The organism is Paraglaciecola sp. L1A13 (assembly GCF_009796745.1).
Classification (GTDB): Bacteria; Pseudomonadota; Gammaproteobacteria; order Enterobacterales; family Alteromonadaceae; genus Paraglaciecola.
In genome coordinates this window covers 354,398-369,924 of record NZ_CP047024.1, presented here as the reverse complement: position 1 = coordinate 369,924, position 15,527 = coordinate 354,398, and the positions used below count along the sequence as shown (strand labels likewise).

The window sequence follows — 15,527 nt, the reverse complement described above, 5'->3', positions numbered from 1 at the left end:
GTGAGTGGTTGATATTGCGTTATTTTGCCTGCAGCAAGTCCCATTTGTTACCAAAACAGTCTTGAAATATTACGACTGTGGCGTAGGGCTCATCTCTGGGCAGCTCTAAAAAGGTCACACCTTTTTGCAGCATATTCTCATAATCACGTTGAAAATTATCAGTTTGTAAAAAGAAAGCCACGCTACCAGCTGTTTGGTTTCCTATCCACTGATGTTGATTTATCTCAGCTTTCATTAACACCAGCGCAGCGCCCGCCTGACCAAGTTTATGACTTGGTGCGACCCGTACCCAACGGGAATTTGGGCCATTTTTGATGTCGTCAAGCAGGATGAAACTCAAAGAATGGGTATAAAACTCGATGCCTTTATCGTAATCATCCACCAGCAGAGTGACGTTACATACGCTTTGTTGCATGAAATTCCTTACTATTATTGCGCGTTATTTTGTTGTTTAAAAAAACACCTTAGTTAATCAAATACACATCAAAACGATTTGCTTTGCCCTGCATTTCAATCTGCGGTTTTTGCCCAGCTAAAAATGGCGCCCCAGCAGGACGTTTAACCACAACACGTTTTTTAGCTAACGCCAATGCCGGCGCTAGCAAGACATCGGCATCTTCATCAGGACCTAATAACTGCTGAAATAAGCGCATTTCTTTTTTGACTGCGGCACTTTTTTTACGATGAGGGAACATAGGGTCAAGGTACACTACATCGGGGACGCTGTGTGACCAATTACCCATCAAGTCAACCGCAATACCATGATGCAATACCATTCTATTGGGTAACCAAGACGCCAGCGAATCGCTATGCTGGGCACGCATCAAACCGTCGGCCAACAAAGCCGACACAACAGGTGAGCGCTCTATCATATCAACGCAACATCCTAAACTTGCGAGTACAAACGCGTCACGGCCTAAGCCAGCCGTTGCATCTAGCACGCTTAACTCAGTTTGCCCTTTTAACCCAACAGCTTTGGCTATGGCTTCTTTTTTACCACCGCCGTGTAGGCGCCTAAACGTTAGCGCATCAGAGGCAAAATCGACTAACACTTCACCGACTTTCGGTTCATTGAGCTGCTTAAGTGCTAAATGCGCCTCGCTTTGCATTAACACTAATCCCTGGCTGACATTTTCAGCAAACACTAAACGCCACTGTTGTGCCGTATTCCTGGCTCTATCAATAAGCCCCTGACTTGCGTCTTTAGGCACTGTGATCACAGGGATACATTTAACGGGATGATTATCAGGCATGACCGTATTGCTCTTTATGGCCGAGCCAACGATTAATAATGGCTTGAGCGTTAGCTGGGTATTGTTCCCATAATTGCTGAGACAGGGTTTGTACTTGGGGAATAAGCTCGGCGTCGCGTACCAAATCAGCAATACGTAAATCGGCTAAACCAGTTTGTTTCGTGCCGAGTAGTTCACCTGGGCCCCGTATTTCTAAATCTTGTTGGGCGATGTAAAAGCCATCGTGTGACTCACGCAACACGGCTAAACGCTTGCTGGCAGTTTTCGATAGCGGACTCTGATACATCAACACACAGTGACTTTCCACTGAGCCTCGCCCTACCCGGCCGCGCAATTGGTGTAGCTGGGCTAAACCTAAACGTTCCGGATTTTCGATGATCATCAAACTGGCATTGGGCACATCTACGCCCACTTCAATGACAGTGGTGGCGACCAATAAATCCATTTCGCCATCTTTAAATTGTTGCATTAGACGCTGTTTTTCATCAGCTTTTAAACGGCCATGCACCAGGCCAACTTTTAACTCAGGTAAAGCTGACGCAAGAGCAATCGCGGTCTCTTCAGCCGCTTGTGACTGCAACACTTCCGATTCTTCAATTAGGGTGCATACCCAATATGTTTGCCGTCCATCTTCAACGGTCGCCAGGCGGACCCGTTCAACCACATCAATTCGGCGTGTGTCGGGCAAGACTACGGTGGTGATAGGTTTGCGCCCTGGAGGCAACTCATCAATAACTGAGGTATCAAGGTCTGCATAAGCGGTCATGGCGAGTGTGCGCGGAATGGGTGTGGCAGTCATAATTAACTGGTGGGGAAATACCCCCTGTTGCACGCCTTTTTCACGCAGTGCTAGCCGCTGATGCACCCCAAATCTATGTTGCTCATCAACAATAACCAATGCGAGAGATTGGTATTGAACAGCTTCTTGAAACACAGCATGAGTGCCCACCAATAACTGTAATTGGCCACTGGCTAAGTTCTCAAGCGTTTCAGTACGGGCTTTACCTTTTAACTTACCGGCTAACCAGCCTACTTCGATTCCAAGGGGACCAAACCAGCCTTGAAAATTATTCATATGCTGTTCGGCTAATAACTCCGTAGGCGCCATCATAACCACTTGGTAACCTGCACTGATAGCCGACAAAGCGGCCATAGCGGCGACTAGAGTCTTACCGGAGCCCACGTCTCCTTGCACCAGACGCATCATAGGTGTTGGGCGTTGCATATCCTGCTGAATATCGCGTATAACGCGCTTTTGTGCGCCGGTTAACTCAAACGGCAGACTGTCCAGTAGTTGCTTTAATAAAGGCTTGCTAGGTGTAATGGCAAAACCTTTTTGCTGCTGACTTTGATGGCGTACTTTTAACACGCTTAGATGATGAGCGAGTAATTCTTCTAAGGCCAAGCGCTGCTGCGCAGGGTGTTTGCCCTCTTCTAGTAAGGTCAGCGTCACATCGGGCGGCGGCCTGTGCACTAGGTGCAATGCCTCCACTAAGCCCACTTGATGTTGATACATACCATCGGGTAGCAATTCGGCTAAACCGCCTTTATCAAGCAATGCGAGGGCTTGCTCCGTTAAATTACGCAACGTAATCTGCTTTATCCCCTCCGTGGAGGGATAAACTGGTGTGAGTGACTCGGCTAAATTCGTCGGCGATTCAGCACTGATGGTTTTATATTCAGGATGCATGATTTCAAGACCAAACTTGCCTGGACGCACCTCGCCAAAACAGCGAATACGCGTGCCTTCTTCAAGGCTGTTCTTTTGAGCAGCTGAGAAATGAAAAAAACGCAGTGTGATCGTCCCCGTGCCGTCACTGATACGTACCATCAGCATGCGCTTACGGCCAAATTGCACATCACAGGATGTTACCTCTCCTTCTACACTGGTGTGTAAATGAGGCATTAATTCAGCGATGGGATAAATTCGAGTGCGATCTTCATAACGATGGGGTAAGTGAAACAACAGGTCTTGCACGGTATGCAAACCGAGCTTTTCCAGCTTTTCGGCGACCTTACTACCCACCCCCTTCAGCTGAGTAACAGGAGTTTGGGCTAGTCCGAGCATCGCATGTCCGAGCATCGCATGTCCGCGCATCGAATGTCCGAGCATCGAGCACCTATAGGACTAACGCCAACATAAAGCCTCAATGTTGGATAAGCGATCGTATGCTCATTAGAATAATGCTGTGAAAAAGAAATAGCCGCCTACCTTCTGTCTGAATAACGCCGCGCGGGTGCATTATACTTCACGATTTACTCAAGTGGAGCAAGAACTTAACACCGATTTGTTAGATCCTTGCTAGAAATACAAGCAAACAAGGTTATAAAGAATACTTAGCGGCTTGATACAACAACTCAGGAGCTAAGCGCTGTTTATAATTAGGGTTCACATAACTAAATTTGATTATGCCTTGCTCGTCTAATATAAACACCGCGGGCGCAGGCAAAACGGCATGCCCGCTACTATCCGACGCGTTTAGCTCGACGCCCTTTTTTGTTTTGTACTTAGCCGTAGTTTCATCTGCTACATAATACCCAATACCAAACCCTCGAATGGTGTTGAGTTTGCTGTCAGACAATAATTGCACAGTAAACTTGCTTTGCAATTTTTGCGCTTGTAATTGGGCTGGCGTTTCTGGAGAGATGGCTAAAATTTGATAGCCAAGTTCATCAAGAGAGCTTTCTATGTCTTTCAATCCTGCGAGCTGGCGGTTGCAATAAGGGCACCATCCCCCACGATAAAATATCAACACGGTGGGCTTTTGCATGGTCAAGGCTTTTAAACTGACGGGCGCACCGTCTGCAGTTTGTAATGTGGTATTCGGTGCACTGTGGCCAACTAATAGGGGCATCACATTGTTGGCATCATTGGCTATTAACGTGCGATCCAGAGCAAAGCTAGGCATTGAAACAAGCGCAGCAAGCAACAACAATAAACCGCCAAGTCTGATTTTTAGGTGGTAAAGCATTTGATTTCCTTAATCAGTGATCAATTGCAACACAAGATAGCATTGCTTTGGCTGTGCGAAAACAGTCCAAAAAGCACTGCCGCATTCATTGCAGTTAATCAAGCAGCCTAAGGACGCTTATTTGTATAAATACGCTCGTTATCGCGCAGTGTTTCTTGTTCTAATTTGCGCATACCTTTGGCAGTCATTTGCATTTTTTGCCACCAGCTAGCATCCGCTACTATATTGCCGTTTTCATCTATATGAGGGTAGCCGATAGATTTGTTTTTACAGACTCTAGACAATACTGGAAAGCCACCTTCAAACAACACTCGCTGACACTCTTCTTCACTTAAATTAATAGTGTTATACATGCCTGCAAGTTCGCGCTGGCGCTGAGCTTCGTATAATACGACAGCTGCAGCAACCGATACATTTAATGACTGCACCATTCCGACCATGGGTATCACGATGTTTTTGTCTGCTAACGTAATCGCTTCCTCGGTGGCGCCGCTCTTTTCCTGCCCCAAAATAATGGCAGTGGGTTTGGTATAATCTATCTCACGAAAGTCTACGGAATCATCAGATAAATGCGTGACCAAAATTTGCATATCTTGCTGTTTTAAATGACGCACTGCGTCACTTATATTGGCATGCATATCTGTGTAAACCCAGTTTTCAGCACCCATCGAGGTTTTTTTACGCAATCTTGCGTTGCTATCCCATACGGCATGAATTCGATTAATGCCCACGGCGTCGCAACTGCGAATAAGCGCCGACACATTGTGTGGTTTATGCACTTGTTCTAAACATATCGTTAGGGAGGGCTGGCGAGTAGCAAGTAATTTACGGATGCGCTGATAACGCTCTGCAGTCATGGAAGCTAAAGCAGTCATAGTCTTATGTTCTTATTCTTATGATGCATCTAGAGCAAAAGTCCGCATCTTTTAATCAGCGCACGGTATAGGGCTATACGCGTGCGCAACACAGCGCAAAGGCGCCGCCAATATTATAGCGTTAAATCAGAAATAAACGGGGTGTTACTCAGGTAACTCCATCACACCGTCAATTTCAATTTGAGCGCCTCGAGGTAATTCTTTTACACCAATCGCTGCACGCGCTGGGTAAGGCTGCTTGAAGTACTTGCTCATAATTTCATTAACGGTGGCAAAGTTAGATAAATCCGTTAAGAAAATATTAACTTTCGCTAAATCGTTAGTTGTTCCACCAGCAGCTTCACATACAGCTTGTACGTTTTTAAAAACTTGTTCGGCTTGTGCTGCGAAATCGTCAGAGACCATTTCCATGGTTTCAGCTACAAGTGGAATTTGCCCTGATAAGTAGACAGTCGTGCCAGATTTAACCGCTTGGCTGTATGTACCAATAGCTTGTGGAGCCTTGTCAGTATGAATAACGGACTTAGACATAATATGCTTACCTTTTAAAGTTTATACGTTAGGAGATTTATTCTGCTTAGATTGACTATGTCGGGATACCCGCTGTACTTCGGGCATAATGCGAATTTTACGCATCACATCCGCTAGCTGAATACGATCTTTGATGGTCAGTTCTATATCAATATAATAGATACCGCTTTCTTTTTCTTCGGTTTGTAAACCGACAATATTAGAGCCACATGACGCCACATTATTGGTTAAATGGGCCAGCGTCCCTTGGTGGTTAATTAACTCGATTCTCAGAGCAGCCTTGAACTCGCCAAAAGGCTCTACATCCCATTTCATGACTAATACACGTTGGGGCTCTTCTTTGCTTAGCTTGCGAATATTGCTACATCCAGCCTGGTGAATCATCATGCCGCGACCGGGACTAAGCACAGCAACAATTTCATCCCCTGGAATAGGATGACAACAGCGAGAATAAGATACTAACAGACCTTCCGTGCCTCGAATGGCCACTTTACGTCCGCTTTCTGGTATTTCAGCCGCTTCACCTAACAAGCGTCGCGCGACAATGGCACTGAGTTCGTTACCTAAACCAATGTCTGCTACTAGGGATTCAAAATCAGAATGCTTAGTTTCTTCCAAAACACGTGCGATATCAGCTTGCGGGATTTCATCTAACTTAATTTTGCCCAATGCATGGCGCAATAAACGATTTCCCATGCTGAAAGCTTCTTCTGAACGCTGGTTCTTAAGGTAATGACGAATATGTGAACGCGCACGAGCACTGACCACAAAGTTTAACCAACTTGCGTTAGGCTTAGCTCTGGGTGAAGTAATAATTTCAACGGTTTGACCGTTTTCTAATGGCTTACTAAGCGAAAAAGTACGCCGTTCAACTTTCACGCCCACACAGGTATTCCCCACTCCGGTATGCACCGCATATGCGAAATCGACTGCTGTTGCGCCAAGTGGTAACTCGACAATGCGTCCATCGGGCGTAAATCCGTAAATCTCATCTGGGAAGAGATCCGTTTTTACATTTTCAATAAATTCAAATGATGAACTGGCACTTTGTTGTAACTCAATTAATGATTGCATCCACTTGCGGGCACGCACTTGTGCAGTGGTGTCGCTAGATTCTTCGTCGTCTTTGTACATCCAATGCGCGGCGACGCCAATATCAGCCATCTTATCCATTTCGCCGGTACGTATTTGTATCTCGACGGGAATACCATGAGGACCAATTAAAGACGTATGCAACGACTGATAACCGTTAGTACGAGGAATAGCCACATAATCTTTAAAGCGCCCTTCGATTGGTTTATATAAACCATGCATCGCCCCGAGAGCGCGATAACAATTATCCACACTGTCGACCACCACGCGAAACGCGTAGATGTCCATGACTTCGTTAAACATCAATTCTTTATTTTTCATCTTGCGATAAATGGAATAAAGATGTTTTTCACGGCCAATGGTTTGGGCGTCAATGCCAAAAGCCGCTAATCGGCTTTCTACTTCTTTGCGGATATTTTCAATAATTTCTTTACGATTGCCCCGCGCCTGCTTTACAGCAGCTTTGAGCGCACGGTGACGCATAGGGTACATGGCTTGAAAACCTAAATCTTCCAGCTCATTTTTAATATCGTGAATACCCAAACGATGGGCAATAGGAGAATAAATTTCCAGAGTTTCACGGGCAATGCGGCGTCTTTTATCAGGTCGCAGTGAACCTAAGGTACGCATGTTGTGGGTCCGATCGGCAAGTTTGATCAAAATCACCCGAATATCTTGCACCATCGCCATCAACATCTTGCGAAAATTTTCGACTTGGGCTTCTTGCTTGTTACTAAAATGAATTTTTTCGAGTTTGCTAACACCCTCGACTAGCTCACCTACCGCTTCACCAAATTGCGCACTGAGATCATCTTTACTATGGTGGGTATCTTCAATCACATCGTGTAGCAATGCCGCCATGATCGTTTCATGGTCAAGACGCATATCGGCTAGAATACCGGCAACCGCAACAGGATGAGTTATATAGGGATCGCCACTGGAACGCATTTGTCCATCATGGGCGTCTCGGGCTACAACAAACGCACGCTGAGTTTCCGCTACCTTGTCCGGGGGGAGGTAGGCCTCAAGCTTTTGTTTTAAACCCTCAAAAAGATACAAGTGTTGTTTATCTCAAACGGTGGAAAGTTTAAGGATACGGTGAAATAGGCGCTAAGCCAACGGCTAAAACATCTGTTTGATGCACTGCCGCTGGAATCAGGCTTTTTTCTTGATTTACTGGTCTTGAAGGATGTTTGCAGCAGACTCAAACTGAGCTTGATCCTGTGCATGTTGATCACGCAAGTTTTCAGCATCAAGAGTCGAAGCATTTACAAAACCTTCTTCGATTTCACGTAGTGCTACAACTGTAGGCTTATCGTTACCTACCGTTACATGTGCAACCTTACCTTCAATGGCAAGTTGTCGGGCACGACGTGCTGCGACTAAAACCAAATCAAACCGATTGCCAATTTTATTTACGGCATCTTCAACTGTTACGCGAGCCATTTTGATCTCCGTCGGGTAGCTATGTTTTCAAAAAAGGTCGCATAGTGTACTTGCAAACCTCAAATTAGAAAAGATCTTTAATGATCTTAACGCTGAATATTTGTGCTAATCATTGGCTAATAAGTTTTCAAACAGGCTTTGATGGCGCATCACTTGTTTTTCTTTACGCAAACGACGACTTGATACAATAGCGTCAAGTTCCGCTAGGGCGGCCTTAAAATCGTCATTTACCACGATAAAATCAAACTCATGATAATGCGATATTTCAGATACCGCTTTATTCATGCGGTCTTGGATAACCTCTGGCGTGTCTTGGCCCCGCTCGGTCAAGCGGCGCATTAATTCTTCACGAGAAGGCGGTGCGACAAAAATAGTCGCCGTATCCGGAATTTGCGCTTTAACTTGCCGTGCGCCCTGCCAATCAATGTCTAAAAACACATCGATTCCTTGACGCAAAGTTTGCTCAATAACCACTTTAGACGTGCCATAGTAATTACCAAACACCTCTGCCCATTCAAAAAATTCATCTTTACTGATGAGTTCCTGAAATACTTCTCGGCTAACAAAATGATAATGCTCTCCGTCCACTTCCCCAGGCCGCGGGGCCCGTGTGGTATGCGAAACCGATACTTGCATTTCATTATTGTGAATTTCAGTAGAATGATGATTTTGCAGTAACGCTTTGATTAGGCTAGATTTACCCGCCCCTGAAGGCGCTGCAAGTATAAATAAATTTCCGAGTGATTGTGGCATAGAAGATTTTCAGTCAAGTAAGTAGATAAAGTGAGTGTTGAGACATCTATGCAATGTTAGCATATTCCTTTATGCAATGGTGCTAATGCACAAAAACGATCCACACAAGGTGAAGTTACAATGAATGACAGCCAATACCATCAAATGGTCGATGACCTGTTGATAAACCTAGAAGAAATGCTCGATGACATAGAAACCGATATCGACTATGAATCAGCTAGCAGCATTCTTACCCTTATTTTCATTAACGGCACTAAAATCATCATTAACAAGCAACCCCCTTTACATCAGTTATGGGTAGCGACAAAGTTTAATGGTCATCACTTTAATTATCAGGACGGCTTGTGGATTGACGAACGCACAGGCGTTGAGTTCTGGCAATTTATGAACGATGCCGCCAGCAAGCAGGCTGGCGAACCGGTCTCGTTCCCCCGTCCAAAAGCATAAATATTAAGAGAGTTATCACACTATGAGTGACAGTAATTTATCATTTGTTGAAGTAAACCCTAGTCAACCACATACCGCGGTTGTTATTTGGCTGCACGGATTAGGTGATTCAGGTAATGGTTTTGCGCCCATCGTTCCCGAGTTAAAAATGCCTGATTCATTACCCATTCGCTTTGTTTTCCCCCATGCTCCGATTCGCCCCATTACCGTGAATAACAACATGGAAATGCGCGCGTGGTACGACATTACCAGCATGGATTTCAATCATCGGGCAGATCGCACCGGTGTTGAAGAATCAGCAAAACAAGTAGCGCAATTAATTGATGCTGAAATCGCCAACGGCACTCCAGCCGAACGCATCGTGCTAGCTGGTTTTTCCCAAGGTGGGGTTATTGCATTGCATTTGGGTACCCGTATTAACAAAAAGCTAGCCGGCATTATGGCGTTATCTACTTATATGTGTGATCCAGAGACATTGGCCAGTGAAGCGAGTGACGTAAATAAGAGTACGCCTATCTTAATGGCTCATGGTCAACAAGATAATGTGGTACCTGTGTTTATGGGTAACGCCGCTTTTAAAGTATTACAAGACAACGGTTATGCGGTTACTTGGCAAGATTACCCTATGCAACACAGCGTATGTTTAGAAGAGATCAATCATATCTCGGCCTGGTTGCAAGCCCGTTTTAGTTAGCACTTTTTAAATAACCAAATCTATTTAAATTAATGTTTGCCATGATCCCAAAGCACTTTCGTGCTTTGGGACAAAAATGTGATGAAATTAATTTCCTGTATTAGCGGTTTTATTAAGTAGAACCCTTATTACCGCACTGGTAATGTCAATCAATACAGGAAATATTATGTCGATTAATGCACTAGCTCATTTATCACACGTCGCAAAAACTGCACTTTTATTTGTTATTCTTAGTTTTAGCCAAACAGCCTTAGCACAAGACCCTATCGAAACAGGCTTATTTAATAACAAGGCCATATACGGCTACGATACAGTCGCCTACTTCACCCAAGATAAAGCAGTAAAAGGCAGCAAAACATTTACTACCACTTGGCGCGGTGCTGATTGGTTTTTCAGCTCACAGACTCACCTTGATTTATTTAAAGCGGATCCAGAAAAATACGCCCCTCAATACGGTGGATACTGCGCTTATGCAATGGCCACTGGTGATTTTGTTGGTATAGATGAAGACGCATTTGTGATAGATAACGGCAAGTTATACTTAAACTACAGTGCCAGCGTGCAACAGAAGTGGTTAGCCAACAAGGCTCAGTATATTCAGCAGGCTGACGCTCAATATCCTTATTAAGCAACTGAGCTTAATTAACCGTGAAGCGTATAAATTGGCTGATATTAAAATAGCACCATTAATCAGCCAGCACAGTGCAGATATTTCTGCACTGGCAATGCGCGCTAAAGCACATTGGGGTTATTCAGCCGCATTTATGCAGCTATGCCGAGCTGAACTTAGCTATTCACCTGAACAAATAAACCACGAGGATTTTCATTTTGTTGGGGCTTGGTCGCCAGGTACTTCTGATATTCAATCACCGATAGGGTTTTATGCGCTTGAGCGTTTATCTGCCAAGCAATTTGAATTGCTTGCCTTGTTCGTTTGCCCCACCAAAATAGGTTTAGGCGTGGGAAGCATGTTATTACACCACGCCTTAAAATTTGCAAAAGCAAAACGATTCACCTCAATAGTTATTTATAGTGACCCACATGCCGCAGAGTTTTATGCCAAAAACGGCGCAACGCGAATAGGAAGTCAGCCGTCAGGCAGTATCCCAGGGCGCGAATTACCCGTTTACGAACTCGCCTTTTAATTTGCGCTCTAGGTTTTAGCAGAGCAATCTGCGTGTGTATTTATCTACCTTATTACTCGTATTACGCTTTTTTCACTAAAACTAGGCCTTTGTCTACTCAAAACCTTGGCAAATTCTGATAATATCCCCTTATAAACTCGTTAGTTAATAGTGAAATTTTCATGTCAGAACGCGTCATTCGAATCGCCACACGCAAAAGTGCTTTAGCCATGTGGCAAGCAGAATATGTGCAAGCCAAACTTCTTGCAGCACACCCACATATCAGTGTGGAGCTAGTGCCTATGTCGACCCAGGGTGATCGTATATTAGACACGCCACTGGCTAAAATTGGCGGCAAAGGTTTATTCATCAAAGAGTTGGAAGTGGCCATGAACGAGGGCCGTGCCGATATTGCGGTGCACTCTTTAAAAGACGTACCGGTAGATTTCCCTGACGGCTTCGGCTTGCACTGCATATGTGAGCGTGAAAACCCTTACGACGCATTTGTATCAAATACCTATTCGAACATCGAGGAATTACCTCAAGGGGCGATTGTTGGCACGTCGAGTTTACGTCGTCAGTGTCAAATTCGCAGCGCGCGACCAGACCTAACCATTCGCGACTTACGTGGTAACGTGAATACGCGTTTAGCTAAGTTAGACGATGGTCAGTACGACGCTATTATTCTGGCTGCCGCAGGGTTAATTCGTTTAAATATGCATGGGCGCATTAAGACTTATATTCAACCAACCGTATCCTTACCCGCTGTTGGCCAAGGGGCCGTGGGTATTGAGTGTCGTAATGACGACGCTGGGTTAATTGAATTACTTAAGCCATTAAATCACCAAGCAACTGAATATCGCGTAACAGCAGAGCGCGCCATGAACGCAAAATTAAATGGAGGTTGCCAAGTTCCAATCGGCAGTTACGCAGAGCTAACAGGGGATGAACTTTATCTAAGAGGCTTAGTGGGCTCACCCGATGGCGCGGTCTTATTACATGCAGAAAAACGTGGCCATAAAGACGACGCCATAAGCATCGGAGTGGATGTAGCTGAACAGTTACTCACCCAAGGTGCCGGTGAAATTCTTCAGGCTTTGTATAAAGACTAATTGATGTCAGTGTTAATTTTTCGCCCCGAGCAAAAATGCGTCAATAGCGCGGCGAGCTTCGCTGAAGCGGGCTTGCCTGCGATTGGTATTGGCCTGATTGACACCCAAGTTTGTGAGCATGCCCTTGAACAACTGCCCGCAGCTCTTGCTGCACTTAAGCAAAACGACTGTATTATCGTTACCAGCACAGTAGCAGGCGATTTACTTAACCTTCGTAATATACGCATACCAGCTAACATCAATATTTTTGCTGTAGGCGCCAGCACCGCTAATAATTTAAGGGCCCAAGGGTATGAAGTGGTGGTGCCGCAAAGTCCAACCACTGAAGGTTTATTGTCGTTGAAACAATTAGTCCAACTGAGCGGGCGCAACGTGGTGATCATCAAGGGCGAAGGCGGTCGCCAAGATTTAGCCCAACAACTGACTCAGCGAGACGCTAATGTTTATTTGGCTGATATTTATCGGCGGATAAAAATTGCCACTCCTAAAGCAACACAACAGTGGCAAGCTGAGCAGATTAGATGCATCATTGCTACCAGTGGTGAAATGATTGAAAGCGCGTTTGAACAGTTTGAACCCAAGTGGTTACAGTCCTTACCTTGGATTGTAGTGAGCCCCCGAACTGAACAAATTGCAGCTAAACTCGGTATAAACACAATATTTGTAAGCGATGACGCTAGCGACCAGGCACTTATTCGCCGTGCCAAGGAATTTTTGGAGCATTAAATGGCAGACCAATCAGATACAAACAATACCTCAGGCAATAAGCCAAAGAACGAGACGTCAAACAAGGCGCAAGACAAGCCGAAGACGATAGACTCAAGTGCAGTCATCACGCCTGCGCCGCCTAAAATCGAATCAAAACCCGATACAGATAAAAAGAATCCTGCAGCTCCTTTGAAAAGCGACAACAACGTGAAAAAAACTTCCAGTTCAAGCGATAATGCTAGCGTGAATTCCGCGCCCAAAGCTAAAAATGAAAATAACAGCAAACCTGCAAAAACAGGCTTTCTGTGGTTTGTGACCATTATCAACCTGTTGATTTTACTATTAATTGTAGCTGCGGCTTATTGGGGGTGGACCCAATGGGATGAGCAAAAGCTCAATCAAGAAACGAGTCAAAGTGAACAGCAAGATATGCTTAATCGCCAAGCTCAGCAAAATCTAACGATTACCGATGAAGTTCGACAACAAAATCGCACTTTAGAAACTCAATTACGTACTTTAGGCCAAGAATTAGAAAGCGCCTTAAGCGACGCTCAGGCGGCGAAAGCGCTATCTCAAGCCAACAAGCAAATGTTGAGCACAATAGCCGGACGACGCCCAGCAGACTGGTTACTGGCCGAAGCTGACTTTTTAGTGCGTATGGCTGGCCGAAAGTTATGGTTAGAGCATGATGTTAAAACCGCCATCGCGATGCTGCAATCGGCTGACAGTCGCTTACAAGATTTAGACGACCCAAGCTTGTTGCCAGTGCGTGAGCGTTTAGCCAACGACATTCAAGCATTGGCTCAAGTCAATCCGGTATCTTTATCGTCTATCGCCCTTGAGGTGAGTGCTTTACTGCCTCAAGTAGACGAGCTAACCCTGAATACATTTGAACGCCCTGATATCGCTGCTAACCCTGATAACGTCTCTGCTTCAGTTGACGACTGGCGCAGTAACTTAGCGCGAAACTGGCGTGCATTCACCGAAGATTTCTTTAGCTTTAAAAAGAAAGAAGCTGACGTGCAACCTTATATGTCCGAGCAACAACAATGGTTAGCCAAAGAGCAACTTAAGCTGTCGTTGTTGCAAGCTCAAAGTGCCGTTTTAAAAGAAAATATTGAGCTGTTCCAGCAATCGCTTAAAAACGCACAACGTGCACTGACAGAAAATTTTGCGGCGGATGACATGTCTGTTAAACAGTTCTCCCAGCGCTTAAATGAACTGACAGAGACTGATATTGAACGTGTTTATCCAAGCCAATTCAATTCAGCGCCGGCACTTCAAGATGTCATTCAGCAACGTATCGACAATGTGTTCGTTAATGGAGTTAGCCAACCATGATAAGAATACTAATGGTCTTTGTGGCCTTACTTATTGCAGTGCTTATTGGCTCATTAATATTCGATGATAAGGGCTACGTATTTATTGATTTCGCTGGTTATGTAATGGAAATGAACGTGTTTTCCATGGCAATCATGACCATCTTACTGATTGTCGGTTTATTGTTGTTCTCGTGGGTGATCAAAAAATTAATTATGATCATCTCAGGCTCAAAAAACTGGTTAGGTAACTGGGGCTCACGTAAGAAGAAACGCGCCTTCACAGGAGGCTTAATTGCCCTCGCCGAGCAAAACTATCTTGAAGCACGTAAGCAACTTGCCAGCATTGAGCAAGAAGACTTCGACGGTTTAAATTTATTGGCCGCAGCTGAGGCTGAATTACAGCTACAAAATCCCACAGGAGCGCGTGAAAACTGGCGCTTGGCGACGTCTTACCCTAAGTCGGCGTTTGCCGCCAAGTTATGCTTAGTGCGCGACCATTTACAAAACCAACAACCTGGTAAAGCCCTAGAAATATTAGGGGAGCTTGAAGACAAGCAAAAGCGCCAGAAGTCAGTATTAATCCTGCACGCACAAGCTTTGGTTCAAGCGGGAAAATGGCATGAGTTAAAAGACCGCCTGCCCTCTTGGAAAAAAGCCTTAGGGGAACAATACGAACATTATATGCAACTCGCTTCTCAAGGTAATTTCGCTGAAATTGCCAGCAAAGAAGGCGCAAATCAGTTAAAAGAGAATTGGCATTCATTGCCTAAATCAACCCGCCGAGATCCAGCCCTGCAAGCCGCCTATGTTAAGCAGTTAATCGATCAAGGAATGCATATTGATGCCGAAGCGGCATTGGGTGAGTATAATAGAAACAAACCCCATCCTATGTTACTACCTCTTTATAGAGAGCTTAAATTGTCTCACCCTACTACGGCCTTAAAACAGCTGGAGCAGTGGATCAAGCAAGACGATATGAACATAGAACTACTATCGACCTTGGGTGCACTCGCCTATAATGCTAATGATTTAAGTCTAGCCGAGAAAGCGTTAAGCAAAGCGATTAAGCTGGGCAGTCGTCAGCAAGATATTTTACTGTTGGCTAGAATCAAAGAGTCCCAACAAGACAGTCAGCAAGCCCTGGCCTTATACAAACAAAGCTTGGCTGAGCCAAACGAACTGAAAAAAGCAAACTAAT

17 protein-coding genes are annotated in these 15,527 nt (G+C 44.9%); 8 read left to right on the top strand and 9 right to left on the bottom strand.

Annotated elements, in window-relative coordinates; translation table 11 throughout:
* Nucleotides 1–19: 19 nt before the first annotated feature.
* From GQR89_RS01505 to gmk, 9 genes are all read right to left on the bottom strand, one after another.
* Nucleotides 20–415, bottom strand: a complete 396-nt coding sequence (locus tag GQR89_RS01505) for a VOC family protein (RefSeq protein WP_158768419.1) — start codon at nucleotides 413–415, stop codon at nucleotides 20–22.
* A gap of 49 nt (nucleotides 416–464) precedes the next feature.
* A complete protein-coding gene (locus GQR89_RS01500) occupies nucleotides 465–1,253 on the bottom strand; it encodes a class I SAM-dependent methyltransferase (protein WP_158768418.1) in 789 nt (262 codons plus the stop codon).
* Nucleotides 1,246–3,321 (bottom strand): ATP-dependent DNA helicase RecG, encoded by a 2,076-nt coding sequence (gene recG / locus GQR89_RS01495; RefSeq protein ID WP_158772096.1) that lies wholly within the window; start codon nucleotides 3,319–3,321, stop codon nucleotides 1,246–1,248. Before recG ends, GQR89_RS01500 begins: the two co-directional genes overlap by 8 nt.
* Before the next feature lie 256 nt (nucleotides 3,322–3,577).
* Nucleotides 3,578–4,225: a peroxiredoxin-like family protein gene (locus GQR89_RS01490; protein ID WP_158768417.1), complete on the bottom strand. Its 648-nt coding sequence runs from the start codon at nucleotides 4,223–4,225 to the stop codon at nucleotides 3,578–3,580.
* 107 nt (nucleotides 4,226–4,332) lie between these two features.
* Nucleotides 4,333–5,082: a tRNA (guanosine(18)-2'-O)-methyltransferase TrmH gene (gene trmH / locus GQR89_RS01485; RefSeq protein WP_158772095.1), complete on the bottom strand. Its 750-nt coding sequence runs from the start codon at nucleotides 5,080–5,082 to the stop codon at nucleotides 4,333–4,335.
* 162 nt (nucleotides 5,083–5,244) lie between these two features.
* On the bottom strand, nucleotides 5,245–5,631 hold the full coding sequence (locus GQR89_RS01480) for a RidA family protein (protein WP_158768416.1): 387 nt from the start codon (nucleotides 5,629–5,631) through the stop codon (nucleotides 5,245–5,247).
* A gap of 21 nt (nucleotides 5,632–5,652) precedes the next feature.
* On the bottom strand, nucleotides 5,653–7,782 hold the full coding sequence (spoT, locus tag GQR89_RS01475) for a bifunctional GTP diphosphokinase/guanosine-3',5'-bis pyrophosphate 3'-pyrophosphohydrolase (RefSeq protein WP_158768415.1): 2,130 nt from the start codon (nucleotides 7,780–7,782) through the stop codon (nucleotides 5,653–5,655).
* Between the two features lie 114 nt (nucleotides 7,783–7,896).
* Nucleotides 7,897–8,169 (bottom strand): DNA-directed RNA polymerase subunit omega, encoded by a 273-nt coding sequence (gene rpoZ / locus GQR89_RS01470; RefSeq protein ID WP_158768414.1) that lies wholly within the window; start codon nucleotides 8,167–8,169, stop codon nucleotides 7,897–7,899.
* Between the two features lie 105 nt (nucleotides 8,170–8,274).
* Nucleotides 8,275–8,922, bottom strand: a complete 648-nt coding sequence (gene gmk, locus GQR89_RS01465) for a guanylate kinase (RefSeq protein ID WP_158768413.1) — start codon at nucleotides 8,920–8,922, stop codon at nucleotides 8,275–8,277.
* A gap of 120 nt (nucleotides 8,923–9,042) precedes the next feature.
* Here gmk and cyaY point away from each other — a divergent pair, with 120 nt between their 5' ends.
* The 8 genes from cyaY (at nucleotide 9,043) to GQR89_RS01425 (ending at nucleotide 15,526) form a co-directional block, all read left to right on the top strand.
* On the top strand, nucleotides 9,043–9,369 hold the full coding sequence (cyaY, locus tag GQR89_RS01460; protein ID WP_158768412.1) for an iron donor protein CyaY: 327 nt from the start codon (nucleotides 9,043–9,045) through the stop codon (nucleotides 9,367–9,369).
* Nucleotides 9,370–9,391: 22 nt separating this feature from the next.
* Nucleotides 9,392–10,063: an alpha/beta hydrolase gene (locus GQR89_RS01455; protein WP_158768411.1), complete on the top strand. Its 672-nt coding sequence runs from the start codon at nucleotides 9,392–9,394 to the stop codon at nucleotides 10,061–10,063.
* A 166-nt stretch (nucleotides 10,064–10,229) separates the two neighbouring features.
* The gene (locus GQR89_RS01450; RefSeq protein ID WP_158768410.1) at nucleotides 10,230–10,691 is read left to right on the top strand and encodes a YHS domain-containing (seleno)protein; all 462 of its coding nucleotides are present in this window, start codon (nucleotides 10,230–10,232) and stop codon (nucleotides 10,689–10,691) included.
* 34 nt (nucleotides 10,692–10,725) lie between these two features.
* The gene (locus GQR89_RS01445) at nucleotides 10,726–11,208 is read left to right on the top strand and encodes a GNAT family N-acetyltransferase (RefSeq protein ID WP_233269049.1); all 483 of its coding nucleotides are present in this window, start codon (nucleotides 10,726–10,728) and stop codon (nucleotides 11,206–11,208) included.
* A gap of 161 nt (nucleotides 11,209–11,369) precedes the next feature.
* The gene (hemC, locus tag GQR89_RS01440) at nucleotides 11,370–12,299 is read left to right on the top strand and encodes a hydroxymethylbilane synthase (RefSeq protein ID WP_158768409.1); all 930 of its coding nucleotides are present in this window, start codon (nucleotides 11,370–11,372) and stop codon (nucleotides 12,297–12,299) included.
* Between the two features lie 3 nt (nucleotides 12,300–12,302).
* The gene (locus tag GQR89_RS01435) at nucleotides 12,303–13,025 is read left to right on the top strand and encodes a uroporphyrinogen-III synthase (RefSeq protein ID WP_158768408.1); all 723 of its coding nucleotides are present in this window, start codon (nucleotides 12,303–12,305) and stop codon (nucleotides 13,023–13,025) included.
* Nucleotides 13,026–14,348, top strand: coding sequence for a uroporphyrinogen-III C-methyltransferase (locus GQR89_RS01430; protein ID WP_158768407.1), 1,323 nt, complete (start codon nucleotides 13,026–13,028; stop codon nucleotides 14,346–14,348).
* Complete coding sequence (locus GQR89_RS01425) at nucleotides 14,345–15,526, top strand: heme biosynthesis HemY N-terminal domain-containing protein (protein ID WP_158768406.1); 1,182 nt, start codon at nucleotides 14,345–14,347, stop codon at nucleotides 15,524–15,526. Before GQR89_RS01430 ends, GQR89_RS01425 begins: the two co-directional genes overlap by 4 nt.
* The last annotated feature ends 1 nt before the right edge of the window (nucleotide 15,527 follow it).

What these genes read in the sequence shown, in the direction of transcription:
- GQR89_RS01505 (WP_158768419.1), bottom strand. Translation starts at nt 415, where the DNA reads ATGCAACAAAGCGTATGTAACGTCACTCTGCTGGTGGATGATTACGAT.
- GQR89_RS01500 (WP_158768418.1), bottom strand. Translation starts at nt 1,253, where the DNA reads ATGCCTGATAATCATCCCGTTAAATGTATCCCTGTGATCACAGTGCCT.
- recG (WP_158772096.1), bottom strand. Translation starts at nt 3,321, where the DNA reads ATGCTCGGACTAGCCCAAACTCCTGTTACTCAGCTGAAGGGGGTGGGT.
- GQR89_RS01490 (WP_158768417.1), bottom strand. Translation starts at nt 4,225, where the DNA reads ATGCTTTACCACCTAAAAATCAGACTTGGCGGTTTATTGTTGTTGCTT.
- trmH (WP_158772095.1), bottom strand. Translation starts at nt 5,082, where the DNA reads ATGACTGCAGAGCGTTATCAGCGCATCCGTAAATTACTTGCTACTCGC.
- GQR89_RS01480 (WP_158768416.1), bottom strand. Translation starts at nt 5,631, where the DNA reads ATGTCTAAGTCCGTTATTCATACTGACAAGGCTCCACAAGCTATTGGT.
- rpoZ (WP_158768414.1), bottom strand. Translation starts at nt 8,169, where the DNA reads ATGGCTCGCGTAACAGTTGAAGATGCCGTAAATAAAATTGGCAATCGG.
- gmk (WP_158768413.1), bottom strand. Translation starts at nt 8,922, where the DNA reads ATGCCACAATCACTCGGAAATTTATTTATACTTGCAGCGCCTTCAGGG.
- cyaY (WP_158768412.1), top strand. Translation starts at nt 9,043, where the DNA reads ATGAATGACAGCCAATACCATCAAATGGTCGATGACCTGTTGATAAAC.
- GQR89_RS01455 (WP_158768411.1), top strand. Translation starts at nt 9,392, where the DNA reads ATGAGTGACAGTAATTTATCATTTGTTGAAGTAAACCCTAGTCAACCA.
- GQR89_RS01450 (WP_158768410.1), top strand. Translation starts at nt 10,230, where the DNA reads ATGTCGATTAATGCACTAGCTCATTTATCACACGTCGCAAAAACTGCA.
- hemC (WP_158768409.1), top strand. Translation starts at nt 11,370, where the DNA reads ATGTCAGAACGCGTCATTCGAATCGCCACACGCAAAAGTGCTTTAGCC.
- GQR89_RS01435 (WP_158768408.1), top strand. Translation starts at nt 12,303, where the DNA reads ATGTCAGTGTTAATTTTTCGCCCCGAGCAAAAATGCGTCAATAGCGCG.
- GQR89_RS01430 (WP_158768407.1), top strand. Translation starts at nt 13,026, where the DNA reads ATGGCAGACCAATCAGATACAAACAATACCTCAGGCAATAAGCCAAAG.
- GQR89_RS01425 (WP_158768406.1), top strand. Translation starts at nt 14,345, where the DNA reads ATGATAAGAATACTAATGGTCTTTGTGGCCTTACTTATTGCAGTGCTT.